We start from the raw sequence: 24603 nt of genomic DNA, 5'->3' as shown, positions 1-24603 counted from the left end.
GGCACATATGTCTATCGATTCTGCGCCCATCAACCTGACGCATCACTTCCTGATCGCGATGCCCGGTCTGGAGGATGAGTCTTTCGCGCGCAGTGTGGTCTACCTGTGCGAGCACAGCGAGCGTGGCGCGCTGGGGCTCATCATCAACAAGCCCACCGACATCACCCTCAAGGGGCTGTTCGACAAGGTCGACCTGTCCCTGCGCCGGGAGGATTTGCGCACCGCGCCCGTCTTCTCGGGTGGGCCGGTGCAGACCGAGCGCGGCTTCGTGCTGCACGAACCCATGCTCATGGACCGGGCCGAGACCGAAGAATCGGTCTACGCCTCCACCATGACCATCCCCGGCGGCCTGGAGATGACCACCTCCAAGGACGTGCTCGAAGCCCTGTCCACCGGCGCCGGCCCGCGCCGCGTGCTCATCACCCTGGGCTACTCGTCCTGGGGCGAGGGCCAGCTCGAATCGGAACTGGCCGAGAACGCCTGGCTCACCGTGGCGGCCGACCTGTCGGTGATTTTCGACACCCCCGTGACCGAGCGTTACGACCGCGCACTGGCCCTGTTGGGCCTGCAGGCCTGGATGCTCTCGCCCGAGGCGGGGCACGCATGACCGGCTTGCCCGTTCAGCCGGCCGTTCCTGCGCATTTCCAGACCTTTCTTGCTTTCGATTTCGGCCTCAAGCGCACGGGCGTGGCCACTGGCAACCGCCTGCTGCGCAGCGCCAGCCCGCAAGAGACCATCAAGGCCGAGGGCGACGCCCGCTTCGTGCAGGTGGCCCAGCGCATCAAGGAGTGGCAGCCCGACGCCCTGGTGATCGGCGTGCCCTTCCACCCCGATGGCGCCCGCCACGAGAACACCGAGCGCGCCCTCAAGTTCGGGCGCCAGTTGCGCGGCCGCTTCGGCTTGCAGGTATTCGAGGTGGACGAGCGCTACAGCACCACCGAAGCCCTTGCCGGTGGCGCCAAGGATGCCGACGCCGCCTCGGCCTGCATCATCCTGGAACAGTTTTTGAGGAATCTTCCATGACGACGACCCCACACGCCTCCTCCGGCGCGCCCGGCGGCAGCCTGGTGCTCGACGCCGAGGCCCTGTACCGCGAGCTGCTGCGCGGCGTGCGCAGCATGATGAACAACCCGGGTGGCACCCACCTGGCGGGCATCGCCTCGGGCGGTGCCTGGCTGGCCGAGCGCCTGCAGAAGGACCTGGGGCTCGATGGCGCCCCTGGCGTGCTCTCGTCGGTGATGCACCGCGACGACTTCGCCCAGCGCGGCCTGGCGGCCGGCGCGCAGACCACGCTGCCCTTCGACGTCAATGGCGCCGACATCATCGTGCTCGACGACGTGCTGTACACCGGCCGCACCATCCGTGCCGTGCTCAACGAGCTGTTCGACTACGGCCGTCCCGCCAGCGTGCGCCTGGCCGTGCTGGTGGACCGCGGCGGGCGCGAGCTGCCGGTGCATGCCGAGTTTGCCGCCGCCCGCGTGGCGCTGCCGGCCACCCAATCGCTGGCCCTGGCGCGCGACGAGCAGGGTGCTTTCCAATTCCAAGTCCAACAAGCCCGGGAGGCCTGACCGTGCTGCACAAGCGCAATCCCCAACTCAACGGCCATGGCGAGCTGGTCCACCTGCTGTCCATCGAAGGGCTGCCGCGCGACATCGTCACGCACATCCTAGATACCGCCGCCAACTTCGTGAGCGTCAGCGACCGCGAGGTCAAGAAGGTGCCCCTGCTGCGCGGCAAGAGTGTGTTCAACCTGTTCTTCGAGAACAGCACCCGTACCCGCACCACCTTCGAAATCGCGGCCAAGCGCCTGTCGGCCGACGTCATCAACCTTGACATCGCGCGCAGCTCGGCCAGCAAGGGCGAATCGCTGCTCGACACCATCGCCAACCTCTCGGCCATGGCGGCCGATTTGTTCGTGGTGCGGCACAGTGAATCGGGCGCGCCCTACCTCATCGCCCAGCATGTAGCCCCCCACGTACACGTGATCAACGCGGGCGATGGCCGGCATGCCCACCCCACGCAGGGGCTGCTGGACATGTACACCATCCGCCACTACAAGAAGGACTTCAGCAACCTCACAGTGGCCATCGTCGGCGACGTGCTGCACTCGCGTGTGGCACGCTCGGACATCCACGGCCTGACCACCCTGGGTTGCGCCGAAGTGCGCGTGGTGGGCCCGCGCACCCTGGTGCCGTCCGACATGGCGCAGATGGGCGTGCGCGTGTGCCACACGCTCGAAGAAGGCATCAAGGACGCCGACGTGGTGATCACCTTGCGCCTGCAGAACGAGCGCATGAGCGGCGCGCTGCTGCCATCGAGCCAGGAGTATTTCAAGAGCTTCGGCCTCACGCAGGAAAAGCTGCAGCTGGCCAAGCCCGACGCCATCGTCATGCACCCCGGCCCCATCAACCGCGGCGTGGAGATCGACTCCGCCGTGGTCGACGGCCAGCAAAGCGTGATCCTGCCGCAGGTCACTTTTGGCATTGCAGTGCGCATGGCCGTCATGTCCATCGTCGCAGGAAATGAAGCATGAAGATACTGATCCAGAACGGCCGGGTGATCGACCCCGCATCCGGTTTTGACCAGACCTGCAGCATCGCGCTGGCGGCGGGCCGCATCGTCGGCATCAACCGCGTGCCGCCCGACTTTGCCCCCAACCGCGTGATCGACGCCGCCGGCTGCTACGTGCTGCCCGGCCTGGTGGACCTGGCCGCGCGCCTGCGCGAGCCCGGCCACGAGCACGAAGGCATGCTCGAATCCGAAATGGCCGCCGCCGTGGCCGGCGGCGTGACCAGCCTGGTCTGCCCGCCCGACACCGACCCCGTGCTCGACGAGCCCGGCCTGGTGGAAATGCTCAAGTTCCGCGCCGAAAAACTGCACCAGAGCCGCCTGTTCCCGCTGGGCGCGCTCACGCGCAACCTGGCCGGCGAGGTGCTCACCGAAATGGCCGAACTCACCGAGTCCGGCTGCGTCGGCTTCAGCCAGGCCGAGGTGCCGCTGGCCAGCACCCAGGTCACCCAGCGCGCGCTGCAGTACGCCGCCACCTTCGGCTACACCGTGTGGCTGCGCCCGCAAGAGCTGCACCTGGGCAAGGGCGTGGCCGCCAGCGGCCCGCTGGCCACGCGCCTGGGCCTCTCGGGCGTGCCCGTGGCGGCCGAGACGATTGCCCTGCACACCATCTTCGAGCTGCAGCGCAGCACCGGCGCGCACGTGCACCTGTGCCGCATCAGCAGCGCCGCTGGCGTGGAGCTGATCCGCCGCGCCAAGGCCGAGGGCCTCAAGGTCACGGCCGACGTCAGCATCAACTCGCTGCACCTGACTGACGTGGACATCGGCTTCTTCGACAGCCGTGCCCGCCTGTCGCCCCCGCTGCGCCAGCAGCGCGACCGCGACGCCTTGAACGCCGCCCTGGCCGACGGCACCATCGACGTGCTGGTGTCCGACCACACCCCCGTGGACGAAGACGCCAAGACCCTGCCGTTCGCCGAGGCCGAGCCCGGCGCCACTGGCCTGGAGCTGCTGCTGAGCCTGGCCTTCAAGTGGTCGCAGGACAGCGGTGTGCCGCTGCAGCGCGCCCTGGCGGTCGTCACCAGCGAGCCCGCACGCGTGCTCGGCAGCGCCCTGGGCACCCTGCAGGCCAGCGTCGGCAAGATCGCCGAAGGCGGCGTGGGCGACCTGTGCATCTTCGACCCCGCCGCCGCCTGGACGGTGCAGGGCGACGCACTGCGCAGCCAGGGCAAGCACACGCCCTTCCTCGGCTACGAACTGCCGGGCCGCGTGCGCACCACCCTGGTCGGCGGCCAGGTCGCCTTCGACCGTGGCGGCTGAGCGAGCGAGCCAGTGAACCAGCCATGAAGGCCCTGCGCGCCGTCTGGCGCCTCGTGCGCATGCTGGGCCATATCCTCAAGGGCATGGCCATCGTGGCGCTGCGCTTTCCGTCGCTCTCGCCCGACCAGCAGCACGCCCGCGTGCAGGCCTGGTCCATGGAGCTGCTGGCCAAGATCGGCATCTCGCTGCGCCTGCAGGGCCAGCCCCCCGTGGCCGGCCCGGTCATGCTGGTGGCCAACCATATCTCCTGGCTGGACATCCCGGTGATGCATGCGGCACGGCACTGCCGCTTTGTCTCCAAGTCCGACGTCAAGGCCTGGCCCCTCATCGGCGGCCTGGCGACTGCCGCCGGCACCCTGTACATCGAACGCGCCTCGCGCCGTGACGCCCTGCGCATGGTGCGCACCATGCAGGAGTCGCTGGAGCGCGGCGAGGTGCTGGCCGTGTTTCCCGAAGGCACCACCGGCGACGGCCGCGACATCCTGCCCTTCCACGCCAACCTCATCCAGGCCGCCGTGGTGGCCAACGCCCCCGTGCAGCCCGTGGGCCTGCGCTTCGTCGACCGCACCACCGGCGAACTGAGCTTCGCCCCCAGCTACATCGGCGACGAAACCCTGGTGGGCTCCATCTGGCGCACCCTGAGCGCCCCGGCCATCGAGGCCGTGGTGCACTATGGCGAGGCGGAGTTGCCTGCGGGGCGGGATCGGCGGGTGTTTACGCAGGATTTGCAGGGGGCGGTGGATCGGTTGCGGCGCAGCTGAGTGCGGGCGCTGTGCCTGCCTCGCGGCTATGCCCATCGTCGTCTGGTGAAAGGCGCCCACCCGACTCGGCAGCCGCTGTGGGGGGACTGGCAAACTGGCGTTGTGTAAGACAGGTCAGCGGGCTAGACTTTCGTTCTTGAGCCTATTCACCACCCACCACCTTTCTTTCGTCCGGCGACTGGCAGTGCTCGCATTCCTGATGCTGGGCCTTGCCGGAGGTGCCTGTGCATGCTCTTGCATCAGCTCTGTTTCAACGCAGGAACGCGTGGCAAATGCAAGCTTCATCTTTGTGGCCCAGGTCATCGCGACGGATGCCACCGATGACATGAAAGAGCCTCAGGGCTGGCCAGGCTTCGTTGCCCGCTACAGGCTGTTGGAGCTTGTCAAATCTGCTGTTCCGCCGCCCGCCCAGGTTTATTCTGGAATGGGAACCGGGGACTGCGGCTTGCGCCTGATCCCCGCAATCTCCTACGTCTTCTTTGCAGGGCCGGAGGGGAATGTCAACATTTGCTCTGGCTCCGTGATCTTCTTCGCTGGCAACAAATTCTCGGAGGACTATTTGTCTTACGTGCGTTCTCTGGCAGGTCGGACTGCGCCCTTGAGGCCCCCTCCATTGGAGGTCAACGATGATTGGCTCGACGTGGAAATCAACGTGGCATTCAAGGCACTTCGTTTTGATTAGAACGGAGCTGAGACGGCTAGCCTCTGGGGGCGCGAACATCCGAGTCGTGACGGATGCCGTTTTCGTCAATGCGGCAGCACCATTTGGCAGCGCTTGCCCAGGCCACGCCTTCCGGCGTTCTTTCTACTCTTCCCTGTGCAATTAGGCTGTCGGGCAGCCCGTCATCACTTGCGTCGGGTTCGTAGATGTAGACAAGCAGTCCTTCTCTCAAATGCACCGTCTTTCCAGAGGAGTCCTGCCGTGAGTCGGTTTGAGACAGAAGTACCAAATCGGCGTCCAACATCTCGTTGAAGTCCACGGGAATGCGGTGTTGTTGTTCCATTTTCGGGTCCTTGTCTGCGGATTGCTCGCGGCACGTAATCCGGTACCGGACTAAGGCCTTCCCGACCGCCAAATAGCCCAAAACGAGAGCCCCGATATCGCCCCCAGCACAACATATAGTGTTGTTGTTTGAATATTGGCGCTCTGTAGGGAGGTCGTACAAAACAGGGCCACTGCCCCCACGAGTCCGCCAGCGATCAGCGCAGACCACCAAGCAATCAACCCCCACTTGCGCAGCAGGAGCAGCAGTGGAAGCGCAAGAACCAGTGTAGCGGCCGTGGAAAAGTACAAAAAAACAAAGAATGAGCCAACGATGGCAGACCAGCTGTCAGGCGACAGCGGAAATGCTATCGCTAGGTAGGCGGCCGGAAGCATCGCGGCTGTGATTAATCCCGTGACCATGGCCTGTGTTTTTGTCATGCGAACCCTTATGTTATTTCCTTGTCCAATGACAACAATGAGAGAGCCGGGGTGCAGGGAAGTGCTCGCCGTCTTTCCCGAAGGACCACCGGAGGCGACCGCGCAATCCTGCTCTTCCATGCCAACTTCATCCACGCCGTCGCCGCGCCAACACCCCGTGCAGCCTTTGGGCTTGCGGTTCGTCGATTCAGCGCAGGCTGAGCGCCCAGAGCATAGAGGCCCTGTGCGCTATGGCGAGCTGGGGCTGCTTTCGGCTCGGGGTGTTTACCCATGCCTGTAAGCCACGGTTAACCGCCTGAGCTGCCCTCGCAGTGCGATGGTGGTTAGAGGTAGGAATCTTCGGGGCAAATGGGACGTTGTCCGACTTGTGTTGGCTGTAGTGCGCGCCACACTGGGCCTCCCTCCAAGGAGACAGCTATGCGATTTATCCGACAGATGGGCATTTGGATGGTGCTGACGCTAAGTTCAGTGGCCGCCGTGGCCCAAGGAGTCAACACTCCCGCCATCGTGCCCGGGCTGCGGCCAGCCATTCCACCGGCATCTTCCCCGTACCAGCCTCCGGCGCCAACGACCAGCACCACGCCGCAGCAGACCCCTGCGCCCGGGCCCAGCTTAACCCCGGCCCAGACGCCGGAGCCGCCGCCCTCCCAATCACCCTCCGAGACTCCGCGCGAGCCGGTGGCTGCGCCGCCTGTGCAGGGCTGATCGAGTCCCTGTCTGCGCCATGCCGTGCAGACGGCGTGCGCGTGCGGTTGCCTATCCATGCGCGCCGCATATCGCTGCTCGCGCCGGACAGCCGGAGTAGCCTGCCCGCCCGAAACCGTGCATATTCCACGTTTGCGGCGCCATGGGTTTGTGCACCTGCGTGCAAGTGCTCCCAATTGCCTTATCGTCCGCACCAGTTGAAAGCCTGCCTGCATCCCATGTCGAGGGCGCAAGGCTCCACTCACACTGCCGGGAGGGCACGACCATGAACCTGATCGAACGCGTCAAGAGCATTCTTCTCAAACCCCAGGAGACCTGGGCCACCATCGAGTCCGAGCCGGCCGATGTGGCGGGGCTGTACACCCAGTACCTGATGATCCTGGCGATCATCCCTGCGGTCTGTGGCTTCATCGGCATGTCGCTGATCGGCTTTGGCGGCTTCGGCTTCACCATGCGGGTGCCCATCTTCTCGGGCCTGATCAACATGGTGATCTCGTACGTGCTGAGCCTGGTGGGCGTGTTCGTGCTGGGCCTCATCATCGATGCGCTGGCCCCCACCTTCGGCGGCCAGAAGAACTCCATCCAGGCGCTCAAGGTCGCGGTCTACGGCAGCACGGCGGCCCTGCTGGGTGGCATCTTCAGCCTGCTGCCGGCCCTGGCCATGCTGGGCTTCGTCGCAGCCCTGTACTCCATCTACCTGGTCTACCTGGGCCTGCCGGTGCTGATGCGCAGCAACCCCGACAAGTCGATCGCCTACACGGCCGTGGTGATCGTCGCGGGCATCGTGGTGGGCGTCATCATCGGCGCCGTGAGTTCGCTCTTCATGCCCCGTGGCGGCGCCATGTTCAGCGGTGCCGATGCCCCTGCGATCTCGGTGAACACCCCCGGCGGCAAGGTCACCATCGACACTGCGGGCCTCGAAGCCGCCAGCAAGAAGATGGAAGAGGCCGCACGCCAGATGGAAAAGGCCCAGAAGAGCCAGGACCCCGCCGCCATTGCCGCGGCCAACAGCGGCGCCGTGGCGGCAGCCGCCGGCATGATGGGTGGCGGCCAGGCCGTGGCGGCCCAGTCGCTCAAGGCCGCACTGCCCGAGCAACTGCCTGGATTGCCCCGCACGGGCTTCGACGTGCAGGACGGCGCGGCCCTGGGCCTGCCCACCAGCCAGGCCAGCGCCTCTTATGGCAGCGGCGACAAGCGCGTGCGCATCGAGATCATCGACATCGGCGGCCTGGGCCAGATGGCGGCCCTGGCCATGGGCATGGGCCAGGGCGAGAAGGAAGACCAGAGCAGCGCCGAGAAGACCTGGCAGGAAAACGGCCGCACCCTGCACCAGAGCTACCGCAAGGACGGCAGCCGCGCCGAGTTCAAGACCGTGCTCAAGAACGGCCTGGTGGTCGGCATCGAAGGCGACCGCGTGGGCGTGCAGGACCTGCGCGGCATGCTGTCGCAGGTGGATCTGAATGCCCTGGAAGGCCTGCAGCGCAAGCCAAAAGGTTGAGACACACCCTCATGGGCATGGGCGGGCTGCGGCCCGCATTTTTTTGCCCGCTGCAATGCTCCGGGTAGACTGACCGCACACTGGCTTTTGGCCCCCATCCCTGCCGACGCACCGCTCCATGACCTCCACCGCATCCCCTGCTGCCACACCCGCCACGCTTTACCAGCGCGTGATGGGCGGCGAGTTCGACCGGCTGTCGTCGCCGGTGGCGCGTTTTCACAGCCTGGCGGGGGCGCAGGTGTTGCACGGCCAGGTGCAGGTGCAGGCCCCCGCATCGCTGCTGGGCCGCTTGCTGGCCTGGGGGCTCGGGGCGCCGCAGCAGGCGGGGCAGGGCGCCATCCGCTTCGAGCTCGATGCCACGCCCGGCACCGAGGTCTGGACGCGCATCTTCCCCACCCGCACCATGCGCTCCACCCTGCGCGAGGCGCCGGGCTTTGTCGAGGAGCACATGGGCGCGGCGCGGCTGCTGTTCGGCCTTGCGGCGGTGGAGGGCGGCCGGCTGGAAATGCGCCTGGTGCGCATGCGTTTCATGGGCGTTCCCTGCCCGCGCTGGCTGCAGCCCGCCATCGTGGCGCGCGAGACGGGGCAGGGCGATGACCAACTGCACTTCGAGGTGCAGGCCAGCGTGCCCTGGATCGGCCGCGTGGTGGCCTACCGGGGGCATCTGCAGGTGCCTGCCGACGCCCAGTGCGCATGATCGTCGTCTTCGACGCGCGGACACCATGATTGTCGTCTTCGACGCCCGGATCCCATGATCGTCGTCTTCGACGCCAAGTGCCTGCTGTGCAATGGCTGGGTGCAGTTCCTGCTGCGCCACGACCGGCAGGGGCGCATCCGCTTTGCCTCCATCCAGGGGCACGAGGGCCTGCGCCTGCTGCGCGAGGCGGGCTTGCAGGTCGATGGCCTGCAGACACTGCTGGTGGTGCAGGGTGGTCGCACCTGGCAGCACACCGCCGCCATCCTGCGCATCCTCCATGCCCTGGGCTGGCCGTGGCGCCTGGCCTGGGTGGGCTGGCTGGTGCCGGCGCCGCTGCGCGATGCGCTGTACCGCTGGGTGGCGCGCAACCGCTACCGCATCTGGGGGCGCTCTGAGGTCTGCATGGTGCCCGCGCCCGAGCACGCAGGGCGTTTTCTGGATTAGATTCGCGCCTTGACGTGGAAGAGGGCGGTGCGGCCCTCGGTATCGGGGCTGGGTGCAAAGCTGTATTCCAGCGGCGCACTGGCATCGCGCGCAATCGTCAACAGGCCCAGGCCGGCGCCCTTGCTCAGCGTGTCGGTGGCGCTGTGGTCGGGGTTGCGCAGTTGCTCCCGGTAGCTTTGCTTGATCTCTTCGAGGCTCATGGCGCGCAGGGCGTCGAGCTTGTCGGTCAGGCGTGGCACATGGGCCGCGTCCACGGCATTGCTGCAGACGATCCAGTACTGGGCGGGGGTTGCCGCCTCGGCCGCCTGGCCTTCGCCGGGCGGCAGGTCCTTGCCCACGCCGATGGCACCCTTGGGGCCGAAGGCGGCGGGTTCCGCTGCGTCGGCCGGCGGCGCTGCGCTGCCATCCTCGGGCGGCACCGCATAGTGCAGGATGTTGTGCGCCATCTCCACGAAGGTGGAGAACAGCTTGCGCTTGGCCGGGCCCGAGGCGTCTTCGGTGGCCAGGCGCTGCTTGAGCGAGTCGGCCGCCGCGGCCACCACGGCCGGGGTGAACTCACCGGCGTAGTAGAACAGCACGCCGCAGTCCTGCGCGTTGGCTTGGAAGCGTTCGAAATCGGGGCCGTTCATGCAGCGGCTCCGCGCGAAAAGAGGGGGGCGGGGGAGGCGCGGACCCCTGTGGCCGGGCACCTGTCGAGGAAAGGCATGCGGGAAGAACCGATGGTGATGCTACAAATTGCAACCGATTCTTGCCGCCTTGCATGACGGCGCCGTGACGCTTCGCTTTCGGCGACGCGGCTCAGCCGCTCAGGCCGCCGGGGCCTCGATTCCGGCCGGGGTCTCGCGCGGGAAGGTCACCACATCGCCGGGGCCTCGATTCCGGCCGGGGTCTCGCGCGGGAAGGTCACCACATGGTCCGCTTCGGCGCGGATGCCGATCCACTCGCCCACGGCATGGTTGTGGTGGCTGGGCACATGCGCCACCACGGTCTGTCCACTTGCCAGGCGCAGGGTGTACAAGAACTCCGAGCCGCGGAACGACTTGCGCACGATCTGCGCCTGCACCGGGGCTGCGTCGTCGTGCACGATGTCGTCGGCGCGCAGCAGCACATCGCATTCGCCGCCCGGGTAGCTGGTGGGCAGAGGGCATTCGGCCAGGTCGGTGAGTTCGCCCACCGGCGTCTGCGCCACCACGTTGTCGCCGCGCTGCACCAGCGTGGCGGGGGCGAAGACGCCATGGCCGATGAAGTCCGCCACGAAGCGCGTGGCCGGGCGGTGGTACAGGGTGTAGGCATCGTCCCACTGGTGCAACTGGCCCTCGTGCATCACGCCGATCACGTCGCCGATGGCAAAGGCTTCGAGCTGGTCGTGCGTGACGAACAGGGCCGTGGCGCCCGCCGCCTTCAAGATGCCGCGCACCTCGTGCGCCAAGCGCTCGCGCAGGTCCACGTCGAGGTTGGAAAACGGCTCGTCCAGCAGCATCAGCTGCGGGCGCGGTGCCAGGGCGCGGGCCAGCGCCACGCGCTGCTGCTGCCCGCCCGACAATTCGTGCGGAAAGCGCTGCTCGCTGCCCTCAAGGCCCACCAGCGCCAGCACCTCGGCCACGCGCGCCGCCTGCTCGGCACGCGGCAGGTGGTGGATGCCGAAGGCCACGTTGCGCCCCACCGACAGGTGCGGAAACAGCGCATAGTCCTGGAACACCATGCCAATGCGCCGCTGCTCGGGCGGCACGCTCACGCTGGCGCTGCTGACCACCTTCTGCGTCAGGCTGATCTGCCCGCCCGACACGGGTTCGAGCCCGGCCACGGCGCGCAGCAGGGTCGTCTTGCCGCAGCCCGAGGGGCCGATTAGCACGCCGATATCGCCCGCGCGCAGGCCCAGGGACACGTTCTGCACGGCGGCGCGGGGGCGGCCGGCATAGCGCACTTCAAGTTGGGAGACCTCTAGGAACATGGCTCCATTTTAGGTGGATGGGCTCGAATGCTTAAAATTCGCATTTGCATTTCCGAACTTCCCTGCTGCCCCGGGCGCGGGGCCGGCATGCCCTGACCCCTTTGCCGAGCCCTTTTGCCTTGCGCCGCACACCGTTTCGCTTCTTCCACACCATCCCCCTGGTCCTGCTCGCCGGCATCCTGGTTCTGCCCGTGCTGGCGGTGCTGGCTTCGTGGCTGCCGTTCGGGCAGACCGATGCGCTGGCCGGCCCCATCCTGCGCGAGATGGCGTCCACCGTGCTGCCCGGCTATGTGTGGACCACGCTGTGGCTGAGCCTGCTGGTGGCGCTCGGCGCGGCCACCGTAGGCACGGCGGCGGCCGCGGCGGTGACGCTGTTCGACTTCCCGGGCCGGCGCACCTTCGAGTGGCTGCTGCTGCTGCCCCTGGCCATGCCGGCCTATGTCACGGCCTACGCCTACACCGACTTCCTGCAGTTCAGCGGCCCCCTTCAGGTGGGGCTGCGCGCCACCTTCGGGCTTGAAGGCCGGCTGCTGCCCGAGGTGCGCAGTCTGGGCGGCGCGGTCTGGGTGTTCATCTTCTCGCTGTACCCCTATGTCTACCTGCTGGCGCGCACGGCGCTGGGCGAGCGCGCCGCCCACCTGATGGAGGCCGCGCGCCTGCTCGGTGCGCCGCTGCCCCGGCGCATCCGCGCCGTGGCGCTGCCGCTGGCGCGCCCGGCCGTGGCCGCCGGAGTGGCCCTGGTGCTGATGGAAACGCTGGCCGACTTCGGCGTGGCCAGCTACTTTGGCATCCAGACCTTCACCACCGGTATCTACAAGGCCTGGCTATCCATGGACAACCGGCTCGCCGCCGCCCAACTGGCCACCATGCTGCTGGTGGTGGTGATGGCCCTGCTGCACCTGGAGCAGCGGGCCCAGAAGCGCATGCGCTTTGCCGGCGGCCTGGGCCGCGCCGGCTCGGCCGAGGCCCAGCCCCTGGCGCTGCGCGGCGGGCGCCGGGTGCTGGCCTGGGCCGTGTGCAGTGTGCCAGTGCTCATGGGCTTCGTGGCCCCGGTGGTCTTCATGCTGCGGCCGCTGGCGGCCGACTGGTCGGTGCTGCCCTGGGGGCGCTTCATCGAGTGGGCCTGGAACAGCGTGCGGCTGGGCGGCATCACCGCCGCGCTGGCCGTGGTGGTGGCCCTGTCCCTGGCTTTCGCCGTGCGCCGCAGCGCCGATGCCGTGACCCGGGGCGTGGTGCAACTGGTCAGCCTGGGTTATGCCGTGCCCGGCGCCGTCATCGTCGTGGGCCTGCTGCTGCCCGTGGGCTGGCTGCAGGCGGCTGTGCCACAGTGGGGCGTGGGTGCCTTGGTCACGGCCACGGCCGTGGGCATCGTCTGGGCCTACCTGGTGCGCTTTTGCGCCGTGGCGCTGCAGTCCATGCAAAGCGGGTACGCGCGCATTCCGCAAAGCCTGGACGACTCGGCGCGCATGCTGGGCACGGGCAGCGCCGGCCTGCTGGCGCGTGTGCACTGGCCCTTGCTCAAGCGCTCCACCGCCGCCGCCGCGCTGCTGGTCTTCGTGGACGTGATGAAGGAGCTGCCCGCCACCATGGTGCTGCGCCCCTTCAACAGCGACACCCTGGCCGTGGTGGCCTACCAGTTGGCCCGTGACGAGCGCCTGGGCGAGGCCGCACTGCCCTCGCTGGCCCTGGTAGCGGTGGGGCTGGTGCCGGTGATATTGCTCAGCCGCACGCTGAGGTCGAGCAAGCGCTAGGAGCGTGCGCGGCAGAAGGAGCATCGGCTGCAACGCCCGACAAACCGGTCTCGCCGGGTATCACCTCCGGCGCCCAGGGGGCCACCCTGGGCTTGTCGGTACTACCCAGCGATCCTCGGTTTTCGGACGTTTCGCTTCGATGCCTTCTGCCGCGCACGCTCCTAGCAGTCCGCTGGTCGCAGCACTTGGCGGCAAACCGGGTAACCTGCGCGCATGCACGCCCGCGTTCTCCGCTACCTCGACGAAGTGGTCCGCCGCGGTTCCATCCGCAAGGCGGCCGAGCACCTGCACGTGGCGCCCACGGCAGTCAACCGGCAGATCCTCGACCTGGAGGCAGAGCTGGGTGCGCCGCTGTTCGACCGCATCCACAACCGGCTGCGCCTGACGCCGCTGGGCGAGATGGTGCTGGCCCATGTGCGCAGCACCCTGCGTGAGCATGCGGCGTTGCGCGAGCGCATTGCGGAGTTCAAGGACGAGCGCCGTGGCGAGATCACGGTGGCCACCACGGCGGGGCTGGCGGGCTCGCTGCTGCCCTCGCTGGTGCACGATTTTCGCCAGCGCTACCCAGGCATCGCGGTGCGCGTCATCGACCTGCCGATTGCCGAGATCCCGGCCGCCGTGGAGCGTGGCGATGCCGAGCTGGGCCTGGGCTACGACCTGTCGCTGAAAGCCGCGCTGCGCACCCTGTCGGCCAGCGAATGGCCCATCGGCGCCGTGGTGCCGCCCAAGCATGCGCTGGCACGCCAGTCGTCCGTGCTGCTCAGCGACTGCATCGGCCACGCGCTGATCCTGCCGGCGCCGCAACTGACCATCCGCACACTGCTCGACGAGGCCTTCGAGCGCAACGCCATCAAGGTCACGCCCGTGGCCGAATCGACCTCGATGGCACTGATCCTGCGCCTGGTGGTGCTGGGCGAGGGCATCGCCCTGCTCAACCCGCTGGACGTGATGGAAGAGCGCGCCCGCAACGCCCTGGTCTTCGTGCCGCTGCGCGACACCCACCTCGCGCGCCAGACCCTGGTGCTGGCGGCGCGCGCCAAGGGTCAGCTCAGCCCCGCAGCCGAGCTGATGGCGGCCAACATCGGCGACGCGCTGGCGCGGCTGTTCGCTACCGCGCGCTAGCCAAGGTCTTCCAGGTGTCCACATTTTGTGGACACCCCGGGCGCAATTCGGCGCTATCGCAGATGCATTGCCGTTCCTAGACTGGCGCCATCGAATCTGCGAAAAAACGAGAAGCCACCCCATGACCACCCTGATAGCCCTGAACGCCGATGTCCTCGTCACCATGGACGCGCAGCGCCGCGAGATCCGTGATGGCGCCCTGGTGGCCGATGGCCCCTCCGTGCAGTGGGTGGGCCCCACGGCCGAGCTGCCGCTGCACTACCGCCGCATGGCCGACGAGGGCACGGCCCGGGTGCTCGACATGCGCGGCCGGGTGCTGCTGCCGGGCCTGGTCAACACCCACCACCACATGTACCAGAGCCTCACGCGCGCCGTGCCCGCGGCGCAGGATGCGGAGCTGTTCTCGTGGCTCAACAACCTCTACATGCTGTGGTCGCACCTCACGCCCGAGATGGTGCACGTCTCCACGCAGACGGCGATGGCCGAGCTCATGCTCTCGGGTTGCACCACCACCAGCGACCACCTGTACCTGTACCCCAACGGCGCGCGCCTGGACGATGCCATCGCCGCCGCGCAGCAGATGGGCATGCGCTTCCATGCGGCGCGCGGTTCCATGAGCCTGGGCCGCAGCAAGGGCGGGCTGCCGCCCGATGCGGTGGTGGAGGAGGAAGAGGCCATCCTGCGCGACAGCCTGCGCCTGATCCAGCAGTACCACGACGCCTCGCGCCACGCCATGCTGCGCGTGGTGCTGGCGCCGTGCTCGCCGTTCTCGGTGACGCGCGAGCTGATGCGCGAGTCGGCCCTGCTGGCGCGCGCGCACGGCGTGTCGCTGCACACCCACCTGGCCGAGAACGACAACGACGTGGCCTTCTCGCGCGAGCAGTTCGGCCTCACCCCCGCGCAGTACGCCGAGAGTTTGGGCTGGGTCGGCCGCGACGTGTGGCATGCGCACTGCGTGAAGCTCGACCCCGAGGGCATCGCCCTGTTCGCACGCACCGGCACGGGTGTGGCGCACTGCCCCTGCTCCAACATGCGCCTGGCCTCGGGCATTGCGCCCGTGCGCAGCATGCGCGATGCCGGCGTGCCCGTGGGTCTGGGCGTGGATGGCAGTGCGTCGAACGACGGCGCCCACATGCTGGGCGAGGCGCGCCAGGCCCTGCTGCTGCAGCGCGTGGGCCATGGCCCGGCCACCATGGGCGCGCGCGAGGCGCTGGAGATCGCCACGCTGGGCGGTGCCCGCGTGCTCAACCGCGACGACATCGGCGCGCTGGCGCCCGGCATGTCGGCCGACTTCGTGGCCTTCGACATGTCCGCCGTCGGCTATGCGGGTGCGGGCCACGACCCGGTGGCGGCCCTGGTGTTCTGCACGCCGGCCAATGCCGACACCAGCGTCATCAACGGCCGCGTGGTGATCGAAGGCGGCCGCCTGCTCACAGCCGACCTGCCCGTGGTGCTGGGCCGGCACAACGCACTGGCGCAAACGCTGTTCGAGCGGGCCGCAGCAGGCCACTGATTTCCTTTCCTCATCCAACCGCCCACCACCGGACTGCCCTTTCGCGGGCGGGCCGGGTTCGCCCTGGGCGCACGCCGCCCACCACCGCACGCAAGGAGCCACGGCAACGCGCCAACCAAGTGACCGCATTCCTCACATGACGACAAGTGCCTTTGCAAAGGCCAACGGACAAGGAGACAAAGACAATGGAACAACTGCTTTACAGGGTGGAAGACCGCCCACCCCTGATGGCCACGGCGGTGCTGCTGTCGCTGCAGCACCTGCTGGCGGCGCTGGGCGGCATCATTGCCGTGCCCCTGGTGATCGGCGGCGCACTCAAGCTGCCGGCCGACCAGATCGTGGCCCTGGTGAACGCCGCGCTGCTGGGCTCGGGCATCGTCACCATCATCCAGTGCCGGGGCGTGGGGCCGGTGGGCATACGCCTGCCCTGCGTCATGGGCACCAGCTTCGCTTTCGTCGGGGCGGGCATCAGCGTGGGGCTGGAGCATGGCGTGGCCGGCATCCTGGGCTCATCGCTCGTGGGCTCGCTGGTGATGATCGTGGGCAGCTTCTTCATGCCGTTGATACGGCGCTTCTTTCCGCACACCGTGACCAGCGTGGTCGTGACCATGATCGGCCTGTCGCTCACGCCCGTGGCGGTGGACTGGGCGGCCGGCGGCGTGGGCGCCAGCGACTATGGCGCCGTGGGCCACCTGGCGATTGCCGGCTTCGTGCTCGCACTGGTCATAGCCTTCGTGCAGTGGGGCAAGGGCATCGTCTCGGCCAGCGCCGTGGTGCTGGGCATTGCCAGCGGCTATGTGCTGTGCCTGGCGCTGGGGCTCATCGACTTCACCCAGGTGCGCGAGGCGCCGGTGTTCGCCATCCCGCAGCCGCTGCACTTCGGCATGGCCTTTCCGGTCGCGGGCATCATCGCCATGTCCATTGCCTTCCTGGTCACCATCGTCGAGACCACGGGCACCTTCATGGCCCTGGGCGCTGCCACGCAGACCCCCATCCCCAACAAACGCCTGGCCAGCGGCATCCTGTGCGACGGCGTGGGCTCGGCTTTTGCGGCGGTGATGTCGAGCCCGCCGCTGTCCACCTTCGCACAGAACGTGGGCGTGGTCTCGCTCACCGGGGTGGCCAGCCGCCATGTGGTGATGCTCACGGGTGTGATGCTGCTGCTGGCCGGGCTGTTCCCGGTGCTGGGCGCGCTGGTGGTGACCATTCCGCAGCCAGTGCTCGGCGGCGCGGGGCTCATGATGTTCGCGATGATCGTTTCGGCCGGCATTCGCATGCTCGCCAGCAGCGCGCCCTCGCGCCGCAACAGCCTCATCATCGCCGTCTCGCTGGGCTGCGGCCTGGCCGTCACGGTGCGGCCTGACCTGCTGGTGCGCATGCCGGCCTTCGTGCGCGAAGTCTTCGGCTCGGGCATCACCGTGGGCGCGCTGGTGGCCGTGGTGCTGAACCTGGTGCTGCCGGGGCGCGAGCGCGAGGAAGACGAGCCTGCTTGAACGACTTGCCCCGCCGGGACCGCGCTAGCCTGCGGCGCTGGACTTGCGCGCGCCATGGGGGCGCCACGGCCGCACCAGCCGTCGCCAGCCCACCACCACGCCCGTGACGCTCAGCACCCCGCCGCCCAGGCTCAGCACGATGAGCAGCGCATCCCACAGCGGGCGATGCGCCAGCAGCGGGCCCCAGTCCCAGCTGTGCAGCAGCGCAAACAGCCAGCGGCTGGCGCGGCGGTGGCTGTCGCTCCTGTCGAGCACGGCGCCGGTGTGCGGGTCGATGTGGACCCAGGTGGCATGGGCATCGGCAAACACCACGCGCAGCACGGGCAAAGGCTTGTCGCCGCCGCCCGTCATGGTGTGGGCGGCGCGGCTGTAGTAGTGCAGGTCGTAGCCGCGCAGCAGCTCGGTGCGCGCCACCGGGTCGGGCAGCAGGCGCGCGGCAGCGGCCAGCAGTTCGGCCGGGTCCGGGGTCTGGGGCTGGGCCGTGGCGGCATCGCGCACAGCGGGCGCGCCCGTGGGGCTGGCCGCCAGCACCAGCGTGTGGCCGGCGTGGCGCACCCAGCGCAGTTCGCGCGTGTTGGGCGATGCCGCCGCCAGCAGGGCCTGCACGCGGGCCGGTTGCGCGGGCAGCGCCAGCGGGCCGCCGTGCATGGCATGGCTGCGCAGGGCGGGGGCGCCGCTGTCGAAAAGCTTCCAGGGGTTCATCGACATCAGGCCGGAAAAGATCCAGGTCAGCGTGACGGCGGCGAACAGCAGGCCGAAGACATGGTGCCAGCGCATCATCAGCCCCCGGTAGGGCGAGCGCGAGCCGCTCTTGTAGCGCCGCGTGAAGCGCCAGCGCAGCACGCCCACCACCGTACCCGTGATGGTGAGCACGATGCCCGCGATGGACAGCCCGTTCACGATGTCGGCCCACCAGCCGTCGAAGGCATTGCCGCGAAAGGCGTAGAGCCAGTGGATCCAGGCGCCCAGGTAGTTCCAGCCGCGCTCGCTGCGCGTGGCGTCGCGCACCACCTCGCCCGTGGTGCCCGACACATAGACCTGCGTATCCGCCGCATCGCCCAGCGCAAGGCGGTGCAGCGGGCGGTGCGCATCGAGCGCGCGCGAATGGGTGAAGGCGTCCTCGTCCAGCGTGCCCAGGTTGCGCGGGGCGCTGTCCGGCATGCCGGCAAAGGCCCGGGCCGATGCCGTGGCCCGGGCCGCGTCCACGCTGCGCAGCACCTCGCCGGTGGCGGCATCGACCACGGTGGCCGGCCGGCGCCTGGGCGCGCCCTCGGGCTGCACCAGGTAGACCGCGCGCCCGCCGCTGGCCACCGCCAGGCGCAGGTCGGCCAGCGGCTTGCCGGCCATGCCCGCGGCGCGCAGCGCATCGGCGGGCTCCAGCGCGATGGCGGCCGTGCGCAGCGGCGCCAGGTGCTCCAGGCGCTCGGCGGCAGTGAGCTTGGGGTAGCCCACGTACATCATCACCACGCCCGAGACGAACCACATGGCGAAGAAGGCGCACAGCACCACGCCCGCCCAGCGGTGTACGAGGTAGAGCCAGCGCTTGGCGTGCTGCTGCATGCTGCGGCCCCCGTCAGAACGCGGTGTGCAGCGTCAGGTCCGCCGTGCGCGGCGCACCCAGGTAGACCTGGTCGCGCACCTCGGCCGCGTAGGTGCGGTCGGTGGCGTTGCGGATGCGCGCGGTGAGCGTGGTGGCGGGGCTGAGCTTCCAGCCCAGGCCCAGGTCGAGCAGCGTGTACGACGGCCAGTATTTCGTGTTGGCCGCATTGCCGTACACCTTGCCCACATGGCGCAGGCCCGCGCTGGCCGTGACGGTGGGCGTGATGGCGTACGACACCCAGAGGTTGGCCACGGCCTGCGGCACCAGGGCCGGCACCTTGCCCGCCATGGACACACCGCCCTGCACGAAGTTCTCGTAGCGTGCGCGCGTGAGCGCCAGGTTGCCCTGCAGCTGCCACTGGGCGCTGGGGCGCAGGCCGGCCGACAGCTCGATGCCGCGCGAGGACTGCTCGCCGACCAGCAGCGTGAGGTTGGGGTTGGCCGGGTCCTGCGAGGCGATGTTCTGGCGCCGGATCTCGTACACCGCCACCGTGGCGCTGCCCTTGCCGTCCCAGAAGTCGAACTTGCTGCCGACCTCGACCTGGCGGCCCGTGGTCAGCTCGCTGTTGTTGCGCACGTCGGCAAACGAGGCCGAGGCCAGCGAGCCCGAGGGCGGGTCGGCCGCGTTCGAGGCCTGGGCATACAGGTTGGCGCCGGGCGCGATGTCCCACACCACGCCCAGGCGGCCGGTGGTGGGGTGGTAGTCGCGGCGGAAGCTGGCGGGCGCGGCGGCCGTCACGGCGCGGCGGTTCACCAGGTCCAGGCCGATGCGCTCGTGGCGCAGCGCGGTGACCAGGTTCAGCCCGGCCACCAGCGCCGTGCGGTTCTCCAGGTACAGGGCGGTGGTGGTGGCCTTGTTGTCCTTGTCGGCGCTGTAGACCGGTGACAGGCCTGGGATGTCGAAGAAGTTTTCGGTCGTGAAGCGGGTCGGGTCCACCGTGCTCACCGTCATGGCCGGGCCTTGCGGAAAGCGCGTCTGCTTGTTCACGCTCACGTCCAGGCCGAAGGCCCAGTCGCTTTTGCGGCCCGCCAGCTGGCCCTGGTACGTGCCTTCGATGCGGTTGCCCAGCAGCGTCTGGTCATGGCGCTGCAGGAAGGGCGCGCTGCGCGCCACGGCCGTGTTGGCGGGGTTGAAGGTGTAGATCTCCACATTGCGGTAGTCGCGCAGTGCGTCGTAGGCATAAAAGGTGTTGCGCAGCTGCAGCGCGTCGGACACGCGCCACTGCGCCACCGAGCGCAGCCACTGCGCGCGGTGCGCGTACACGCCGTCGGCGCTGTTGTAGTTGGCAAAGCGCGTGCCCGGGGCTATGCGCAGCGCGCCCACGGCCGGGTTGAGCACCGGCGTGCCCCAGTAGGGCCGGTCCACATGGTCCTTCTGGTATTCGTAGGCCAGGGTGTGCGTGAAGCCACCGCCCAGGTCGGACAGCAGCGAGGTGGCCAGCTGCGTGGCCTGGGTTTGGGTGCCTGTGGTCCAGCTGCCCGCGTCGCGGTGGTTCAGGTCGATGCGTGCGAAGTGCGCGGGGCCGGCCCCGTCGCTGCTGCCGGCGCTACCTGCGATCTGCCGGTTCAGCCCCACCGACGCTTCCTTGAGCCCGTAAGAGCCCAGCCGCAGCTGGCCTTCGGCGAAGTTGCCGCGCTCGGCCGTCTTGGTCAGGTAGTTGATCGAGCCGCCCACGCCGCCCGAGCCGTAGAGAAAGCTCGACGCCCCGCCGATGGCCTCCACCCGGTCGTAGATCCAGCTGTCCACCGCGCGCGTGGCGCTGCCGTACTGCGGGTTGATACCGTTGTACAGCTGCGCCACCGAGTTGGCGGTGAAGCCGCGGTAGCTCGCGGCCATGGAGCCGGGCGCGTTGTGCGCGCTGACGCCGGGCACGGCGCGCAGGATCTCCTGCGTGTCCTGCGCGCCGCGCGCGTCGATGGTGGCGCGGTCCACCAGCGTGACGGAGGCCGGCGTCTCGCGCACCGTCAGGCCCAGGCGGCTGCCGGTGGCCACGGGGGTGTCGAGCTGCAGCCGGCCATTGGGCTGCGGCGCGGCGTCGGTCACCTCGACGGCCTGCAGTGTGGGTGCGGCCTGCTGGGCGGCCGCGCACAGGGGCACCAGGACGAGGAAGAGGGCCGCATGCAGCGGCGACAGGGGGAACAACAGGGCGGGTGCGGCAACACCGGCCGAAAGGGAACGGGACATGGCAGGACTCTCTGGCGGACGGCGGCACCTGGCGGCAAGACAAGCGGCAGGTGCGCACTGCCCGCAACACGGACAGGAAGGCCACGCAGCCCTGGCGTCCAGGGGCCTGCGCGAGCGGCGGTCGGGTCAGAGAGCGGTGGGGGGCCCGCGCGCGGGCAGCGGTGCCGCGGTGATGGCGGCAATGCGCGCCGCCTCCACGGGCTGCACGGCATGCGCCAGTGGCTGCGGCAGGGGGATGAAGGCCGTGGGCACCGAAGGCGGGGCGCCCACGGTGCTGGCGCACAGCGGGCAGTCCATGCCCATGCTGCCCATCTCGACGGTGCCGTCGTCGGTCTGCACCAGGAGCTTGATGGTGCCGGCGCCCGAGCAGATCACCTCGATGGGCTGCGGGTTCACCAGGGGCGAGGCGATGGCCACGCCCATGGACGCCATGAACCAAGCCAGCACCAGGAGGCGCAGGGCGGCAAAGGTTCGAAGGGCGTTCATGGGTCGCAATTATGCCTGCTGGCCCCCCAAAGCGAATCGGGCGCCGATGGCGCCCGAGGGATCTGCGTCAAGCCTGGATGGACCAGGCCTGCAGGATCACGCTTGTGTATACGCCGTCTTCACCGTGGTGTAGAACTCGGCGGCATAGCGGCCCTGCTCGCGCGGTCCGTAGCTGCTGCTCTTGCGGCCGCCGAACGGCACGTGGTAGTCCACGCCGGCCGTGGGCAGGTTCACCATCACCATGCCGGCCTGGGCGTGGCGCTTGAAGTGCGTGGCGTATTTCAGGCTGGTGGTGGCGATGCCGCTGGCCAGGCCGAAGGGGGTGTCGTTGGCCAGGGCCAGCGCTTCGTCGTAGTTCTTCACGCGCTGCACGCTCACCACCGGGCCGAAGATCTCTTCGCGGTTGATGCGCATGCCGGGCGTGGTCTCGGTGAACAGGGCCGGGCGCAGGTAGTAGCCGGGCGCGCCGTCGGCGTTCTTCTCCAGGGCCTCGCCGCCGTAGGCGAGCTTGGCGCCCTCCTGCCGGCCGATGCCGATGTACTCGAGGTCCTGAGCCAGTTGGCGGTCGTCCACCACGGGGCCGATGTCGGTGCCGGCCTTGCGCGCGTCGTCCACTTTCAGGGTCTTCAGCTTCTCGATCACGGCGGCCACGAAGCGGTCGTGGATGCCATCGGTCACGATCACGCGGCTGCTGGCCGTGCAGCGCTGGCCGGTGGAGAAGAAGCCGCTGTTGACTGCAGCGCCCACGGCCACGGCCAGGTCGGCGTCGTCGAGCACCACGAAGGGGTTCTTGCCGCCCATTTCGAGCTGCACCTTGGCGCCGCGCGGCACGCAGGCCGCCGCCACGCGCTGGCCCGTGCCCACCGAACCGGTGAAGCTCACGCCGGCGATGCGATCGTCTTCCAGCAGCACCTGGCCCACGTCCGAGCCGCGGCCCATCACCAGGTTGAACACGCCGGCCGGCAGGCCCGCGCGGTGCAGGATGTCGGCCAGCGCCCAGGCGGAGCCGGGCACCACCTCGGCGGGCTTGAACACCACGCAGTTGCCATAGGCCAGCGCCGGGGCGATCTTCCAGGCCGGGATGGCGATGGGGAAGTTCCACGGCGTGATGATGCCGATCACGCCCAGGGGCTCGCGCGTGATTTCGATGCCCACGCCGGGGCGCACCGAGGGCAGCACCTCGCCGCCGGGGCGCAGCGCCTCGCCGGCGAAGAACTTGAAGATGGCGGCCGCACGGCCCACTTCGCCAATCGCCTCGGGCAGGGTCTTGCCTTCTTCGCGGGCCAGCAGGTCACCGAGCTCGGCCTTGCGCGCGATGATCTCGTTGCCCACGGCGTCCAGCACGTCAAAGCGCTGCTGCGGGGTGGACAGGCTCCACGCCGGGAAGGCCGCGTGCGCTGCCGACACGGCCTCCAGCGCCTGCTCGCGGCTGGCCACGGCGTAGTCGCCGATCACGTCGCGGGTGTCCGAGGGGTTGGTGTTGCGGTAGCCGCGGACGCCGTCGGTCCAGGTTCCGCCAATCAGGTTTGCATGCATGGTGTGGTGCAGGTAGTGGGAAAGTGGTGGCAACAGTGCCGAATGGGCCGCCGGCCCGCCGCACGGGCCTGGCCGCAGCAACAAGGCGCCTGCGCGGAGCAGTGCATTGTGCAGCGGTTGCCGGTGTGCGGTGGCAGGGGACCCATTCTGGCGTGCTCAGAGCTTGTTTGCGACCTATCCGGTCCTGGATAGATCGTAAACATGCGCTTAGAAAGCCGTGCGCACGCCGACCTGCGTGACGCTCTTCTGGCTGATGAAATCCTTGAGTCCGCCGGTGGATTGCGAGGCCGACGCATACAGGAAGGTGTTCTTGGACAGCGCATAGCGCGCACCCACGGCTACCTTGCCCAGGGTGTCGTTCTGGCCGGCCGCGTTGGCGTACTTCACGCGCGTGTAGTTGGCGCCCAGCAGCACGAAGGAGCCCACGGGCACCTCCACGCCGATGGTGGTGCCGTCGCTGTGGTCCATGGCGAAGGTGCTGGTGCCGGTCACGGTCAGGTTGTTGCCCGTGAAGGCGCCGTTCACCGAGGTGGTGGCCAGGTCGCGGTTGCGCTGCACGCCGCCGAGCACCTTGACCACGCCGAAGTTGTAGTTGGCCGCCACCGTGAGCGACTTGTTCACGTTGTCACCCGTGGTGCGCGAGCGGTTCCACTCGTACGACAGCGCGCTGTTGAAAGGGCCCTGGCCGTAGCTCAGCTTGATGCCGTAGAAGCGGTCAGCCGTACCCTCGCCGGGGGCCACCTGGGCCGCTGCCTGGAAGCCGCCGTAGTTGATGGTCTGCACCTGCAGCACGTTGTCGGCACGCGGGGCGTTGAGCCACAGCGGCAGGGCCTTGCCGGCATTGGTCACGCCGGTGCCGGGGTTCAGCGTGAGGGCGTTGGTGAAGGGGTTGCTCAGGCCCATGACCGAGTCTTCCAGGATGTACTGGCGGCCCAGGCGCAGTTCGCCCACCGTGGAAGACGACAGCCACACGAAGCCCTGGCGCCCGAAAGCCCGGCCGCCCTGGCCAAAGGTGCCGTTGTCGGCGTTGAAGCCGTTTTCCAGCAGCACGCCGGCCTTCAGGCCGCCGCCCAGATCCTCCACGGTGCGGATGCCCCAGCGCGAGCCGTTCAGGCCGTTGGTTGTGCCATCGTTCATGGCCGTCACGCTGCCGCCGCCCGAGCGCGAACCCGCGCTGTAGTGGCTGACGTTGAGGTCGACCAGGGTGAACAGCGTCACGCTCGATTGGGCCTGGGCGGCGGGCGCGGCGGCCAGCAGCGCCGCGCAGGCGGCCAGTGACAGGTTGGAAATTTGCGTCTTCTTCGTCATGGTTTTTGTCTCTCTCTCGTTCTCGTCTCTTGTTTTCTTCAGGGTTGATGAAAGCGGGGATGGAATGGAATGGGCGGTGGGGCTCCTCGGAGGTGGATGGGCAGGGCAGGGCAGCGCGCCGGCTCGGCGCGGTCAGGGGCTGTCGTGGTGCAAGGGGCGGCCCGGGGCCGCAGGGTGCCGAAGTGCTCAGCGCCCGGTGGCGAATGCCATCGGGGTGGGCAGATGTCTGACCTCACAAGGTCCCATGCCGGTCGGCGGCGCGCATTTTGGTGAGGTCATGGACGAAGGCTCCCAGGCAATGAG

23 protein-coding genes are annotated in these 24603 nt (G+C 68.7%); 14 read left to right on the top strand and 9 right to left on the bottom strand.

Going from position 1 to position 24603, the window contains the following annotated elements; translation table 11 throughout:
• Positions 1-7 precede the first annotated feature (7 nt).
• The 7 genes from AC0IZS_RS03790 to AC0IZS_RS03760 all read left to right on the top strand — a co-directional run bounded on the left by AC0IZS_RS03790 (position 8) and on the right by AC0IZS_RS03760 (position 5271).
• Entirely contained in the window at positions 8-607 is a 600-nt protein-coding gene (locus AC0IZS_RS03790; RefSeq protein ID WP_471634426.1) for a YqgE/AlgH family protein, read from the top strand.
• Positions 604-1023, top strand: a complete 420-nt coding sequence (gene ruvX, locus AC0IZS_RS03785) for a Holliday junction resolvase RuvX (protein WP_471634425.1) — start codon at positions 604-606, stop codon at positions 1021-1023. Before AC0IZS_RS03790 ends, ruvX begins: the two co-directional genes overlap by 4 nt.
• The gene (pyrR, locus tag AC0IZS_RS03780; RefSeq protein ID WP_471634424.1) at positions 1020-1568 is read left to right on the top strand and encodes a bifunctional pyr operon transcriptional regulator/uracil phosphoribosyltransferase PyrR; all 549 of its coding nucleotides are present in this window, start codon (positions 1020-1022) and stop codon (positions 1566-1568) included. Before ruvX ends, pyrR begins: the two co-directional genes overlap by 4 nt.
• 2 nt (positions 1569-1570) lie before the next feature.
• Positions 1571-2533 (top strand): aspartate carbamoyltransferase catalytic subunit, encoded by a 963-nt coding sequence (locus AC0IZS_RS03775; RefSeq protein WP_322596220.1) that lies wholly within the window; start codon positions 1571-1573, stop codon positions 2531-2533.
• The gene (locus AC0IZS_RS03770) at positions 2530-3828 is read left to right on the top strand and encodes a dihydroorotase (protein WP_471634423.1); all 1299 of its coding nucleotides are present in this window, start codon (positions 2530-2532) and stop codon (positions 3826-3828) included. The genes AC0IZS_RS03775 and AC0IZS_RS03770 overlap by 4 nt, the downstream gene beginning before the upstream one ends.
• Before the next feature lie 23 nt (positions 3829-3851).
• Positions 3852-4589 carry a lysophospholipid acyltransferase family protein gene (locus AC0IZS_RS03765; protein WP_471634422.1) on the top strand — a complete coding sequence of 246 codons (738 nt, stop codon included), beginning with the start codon at positions 3852-3854 and terminating at the stop codon, positions 4587-4589.
• Positions 4590-4725: 136 nt separating this feature from the next.
• Positions 4726-5271, top strand: a complete 546-nt coding sequence (locus tag AC0IZS_RS03760; protein WP_471634421.1) for a hypothetical protein — start codon at positions 4726-4728, stop codon at positions 5269-5271.
• 16 nt (positions 5272-5287) lie between these two features.
• Here the strand turns inward: AC0IZS_RS03760 and AC0IZS_RS03755 are convergent, their stop codons facing one another.
• Positions 5288-5593: a hypothetical protein gene (locus tag AC0IZS_RS03755; RefSeq protein ID WP_471634420.1), complete on the bottom strand. Its 306-nt coding sequence runs from the start codon at positions 5591-5593 to the stop codon at positions 5288-5290.
• A gap of 50 nt (positions 5594-5643) precedes the next feature.
• Positions 5644-6132 carry a hypothetical protein gene (locus AC0IZS_RS03750; RefSeq protein ID WP_471634419.1) on the bottom strand — a complete coding sequence of 163 codons (489 nt, stop codon included), beginning with the start codon at positions 6130-6132 and terminating at the stop codon, positions 5644-5646.
• Between the two features lie 850 nt (positions 6133-6982).
• On the opposite strand from AC0IZS_RS03750, the gene AC0IZS_RS03745 reads away from it, so the two are divergent.
• The 3 genes from AC0IZS_RS03745 to AC0IZS_RS03735 all read left to right on the top strand — a co-directional run bounded on the left by AC0IZS_RS03745 (position 6983) and on the right by AC0IZS_RS03735 (position 9356).
• Positions 6983-8215, top strand: a complete 1233-nt coding sequence (locus AC0IZS_RS03745; RefSeq protein WP_471634418.1) for a Yip1 family protein — start codon at positions 6983-6985, stop codon at positions 8213-8215.
• A gap of 118 nt (positions 8216-8333) precedes the next feature.
• A complete protein-coding gene (locus AC0IZS_RS03740; protein WP_471634417.1) occupies positions 8334-8912 on the top strand; it encodes a DUF4166 domain-containing protein in 579 nt (192 codons plus the stop codon).
• 54 nt (positions 8913-8966) lie between these two features.
• Positions 8967-9356, top strand: a complete 390-nt coding sequence (locus AC0IZS_RS03735; protein WP_471634416.1) for a thiol-disulfide oxidoreductase DCC family protein — start codon at positions 8967-8969, stop codon at positions 9354-9356.
• Here AC0IZS_RS03735 and AC0IZS_RS03730 read toward each other — a convergent pair.
• Positions 9353-9985: a SiaB family protein kinase gene (locus tag AC0IZS_RS03730; protein WP_471634415.1), complete on the bottom strand. Its 633-nt coding sequence runs from the start codon at positions 9983-9985 to the stop codon at positions 9353-9355. The genes AC0IZS_RS03735 and AC0IZS_RS03730 overlap by 4 nt on opposite strands.
• Before the next feature lie 224 nt (positions 9986-10209).
• A complete protein-coding gene (locus tag AC0IZS_RS03725; protein ID WP_471634414.1) occupies positions 10210-11307 on the bottom strand; it encodes an ABC transporter ATP-binding protein in 1098 nt (365 codons plus the stop codon).
• 119 nt (positions 11308-11426) lie between these two features.
• Between AC0IZS_RS03725 and AC0IZS_RS03720 the strand changes: the two genes are divergently transcribed.
• The 4 genes from AC0IZS_RS03720 to AC0IZS_RS03705 all read left to right on the top strand — a co-directional run bounded on the left by AC0IZS_RS03720 (position 11427) and on the right by AC0IZS_RS03705 (position 17186).
• Complete coding sequence (locus AC0IZS_RS03720) at positions 11427-13058, top strand: ABC transporter permease (RefSeq protein WP_471634413.1); 1632 nt, start codon at positions 11427-11429, stop codon at positions 13056-13058.
• A gap of 213 nt (positions 13059-13271) precedes the next feature.
• Positions 13272-14180, top strand: a complete 909-nt coding sequence (locus AC0IZS_RS03715; protein ID WP_471634412.1) for a LysR family transcriptional regulator — start codon at positions 13272-13274, stop codon at positions 14178-14180.
• Between the two features lie 121 nt (positions 14181-14301).
• Positions 14302-15693 (top strand): 8-oxoguanine deaminase, encoded by a 1392-nt coding sequence (locus AC0IZS_RS03710; RefSeq protein WP_471634411.1) that lies wholly within the window; start codon positions 14302-14304, stop codon positions 15691-15693.
• Positions 15694-15878: 185 nt separating this feature from the next.
• Positions 15879-17186, top strand: coding sequence for a nucleobase:cation symporter-2 family protein (locus AC0IZS_RS03705; RefSeq protein WP_471634410.1), 1308 nt, complete (start codon positions 15879-15881; stop codon positions 17184-17186).
• A 24-nt stretch (positions 17187-17210) separates the two neighbouring features.
• Here the strand turns inward: AC0IZS_RS03705 and AC0IZS_RS03700 are convergent, their stop codons facing one another.
• The 5 genes from AC0IZS_RS03700 to AC0IZS_RS03680 all read right to left on the bottom strand — a co-directional run bounded on the left by AC0IZS_RS03700 (position 17211) and on the right by AC0IZS_RS03680 (position 24300).
• Positions 17211-18746, bottom strand: a complete 1536-nt coding sequence (locus AC0IZS_RS03700) for a PepSY domain-containing protein (protein WP_471634409.1) — start codon at positions 18744-18746, stop codon at positions 17211-17213.
• A gap of 13 nt (positions 18747-18759) precedes the next feature.
• Complete coding sequence (locus AC0IZS_RS03695) at positions 18760-20970, bottom strand: TonB-dependent receptor (RefSeq protein ID WP_471634408.1); 2211 nt, start codon at positions 20968-20970, stop codon at positions 18760-18762.
• Between the two features lie 126 nt (positions 20971-21096).
• Positions 21097-21456, bottom strand: coding sequence for a DUF2946 family protein (locus tag AC0IZS_RS03690; RefSeq protein ID WP_471634407.1), 360 nt, complete (start codon positions 21454-21456; stop codon positions 21097-21099).
• A 96-nt stretch (positions 21457-21552) separates the two neighbouring features.
• Positions 21553-22992 (bottom strand): aldehyde dehydrogenase family protein, encoded by a 1440-nt coding sequence (locus AC0IZS_RS03685; RefSeq protein ID WP_471634406.1) that lies wholly within the window; start codon positions 22990-22992, stop codon positions 21553-21555.
• A gap of 207 nt (positions 22993-23199) precedes the next feature.
• On the bottom strand, positions 23200-24300 hold the full coding sequence (locus tag AC0IZS_RS03680; protein WP_471634405.1) for a porin: 1101 nt from the start codon (positions 24298-24300) through the stop codon (positions 23200-23202).
• Positions 24301-24603: the final 303 nt, after the last annotated feature.

Source organism: Acidovorax sp. AC410, assembly GCF_979253235.1.
This window is presented reverse-complemented; position numbering and strand designations above follow the sequence as displayed.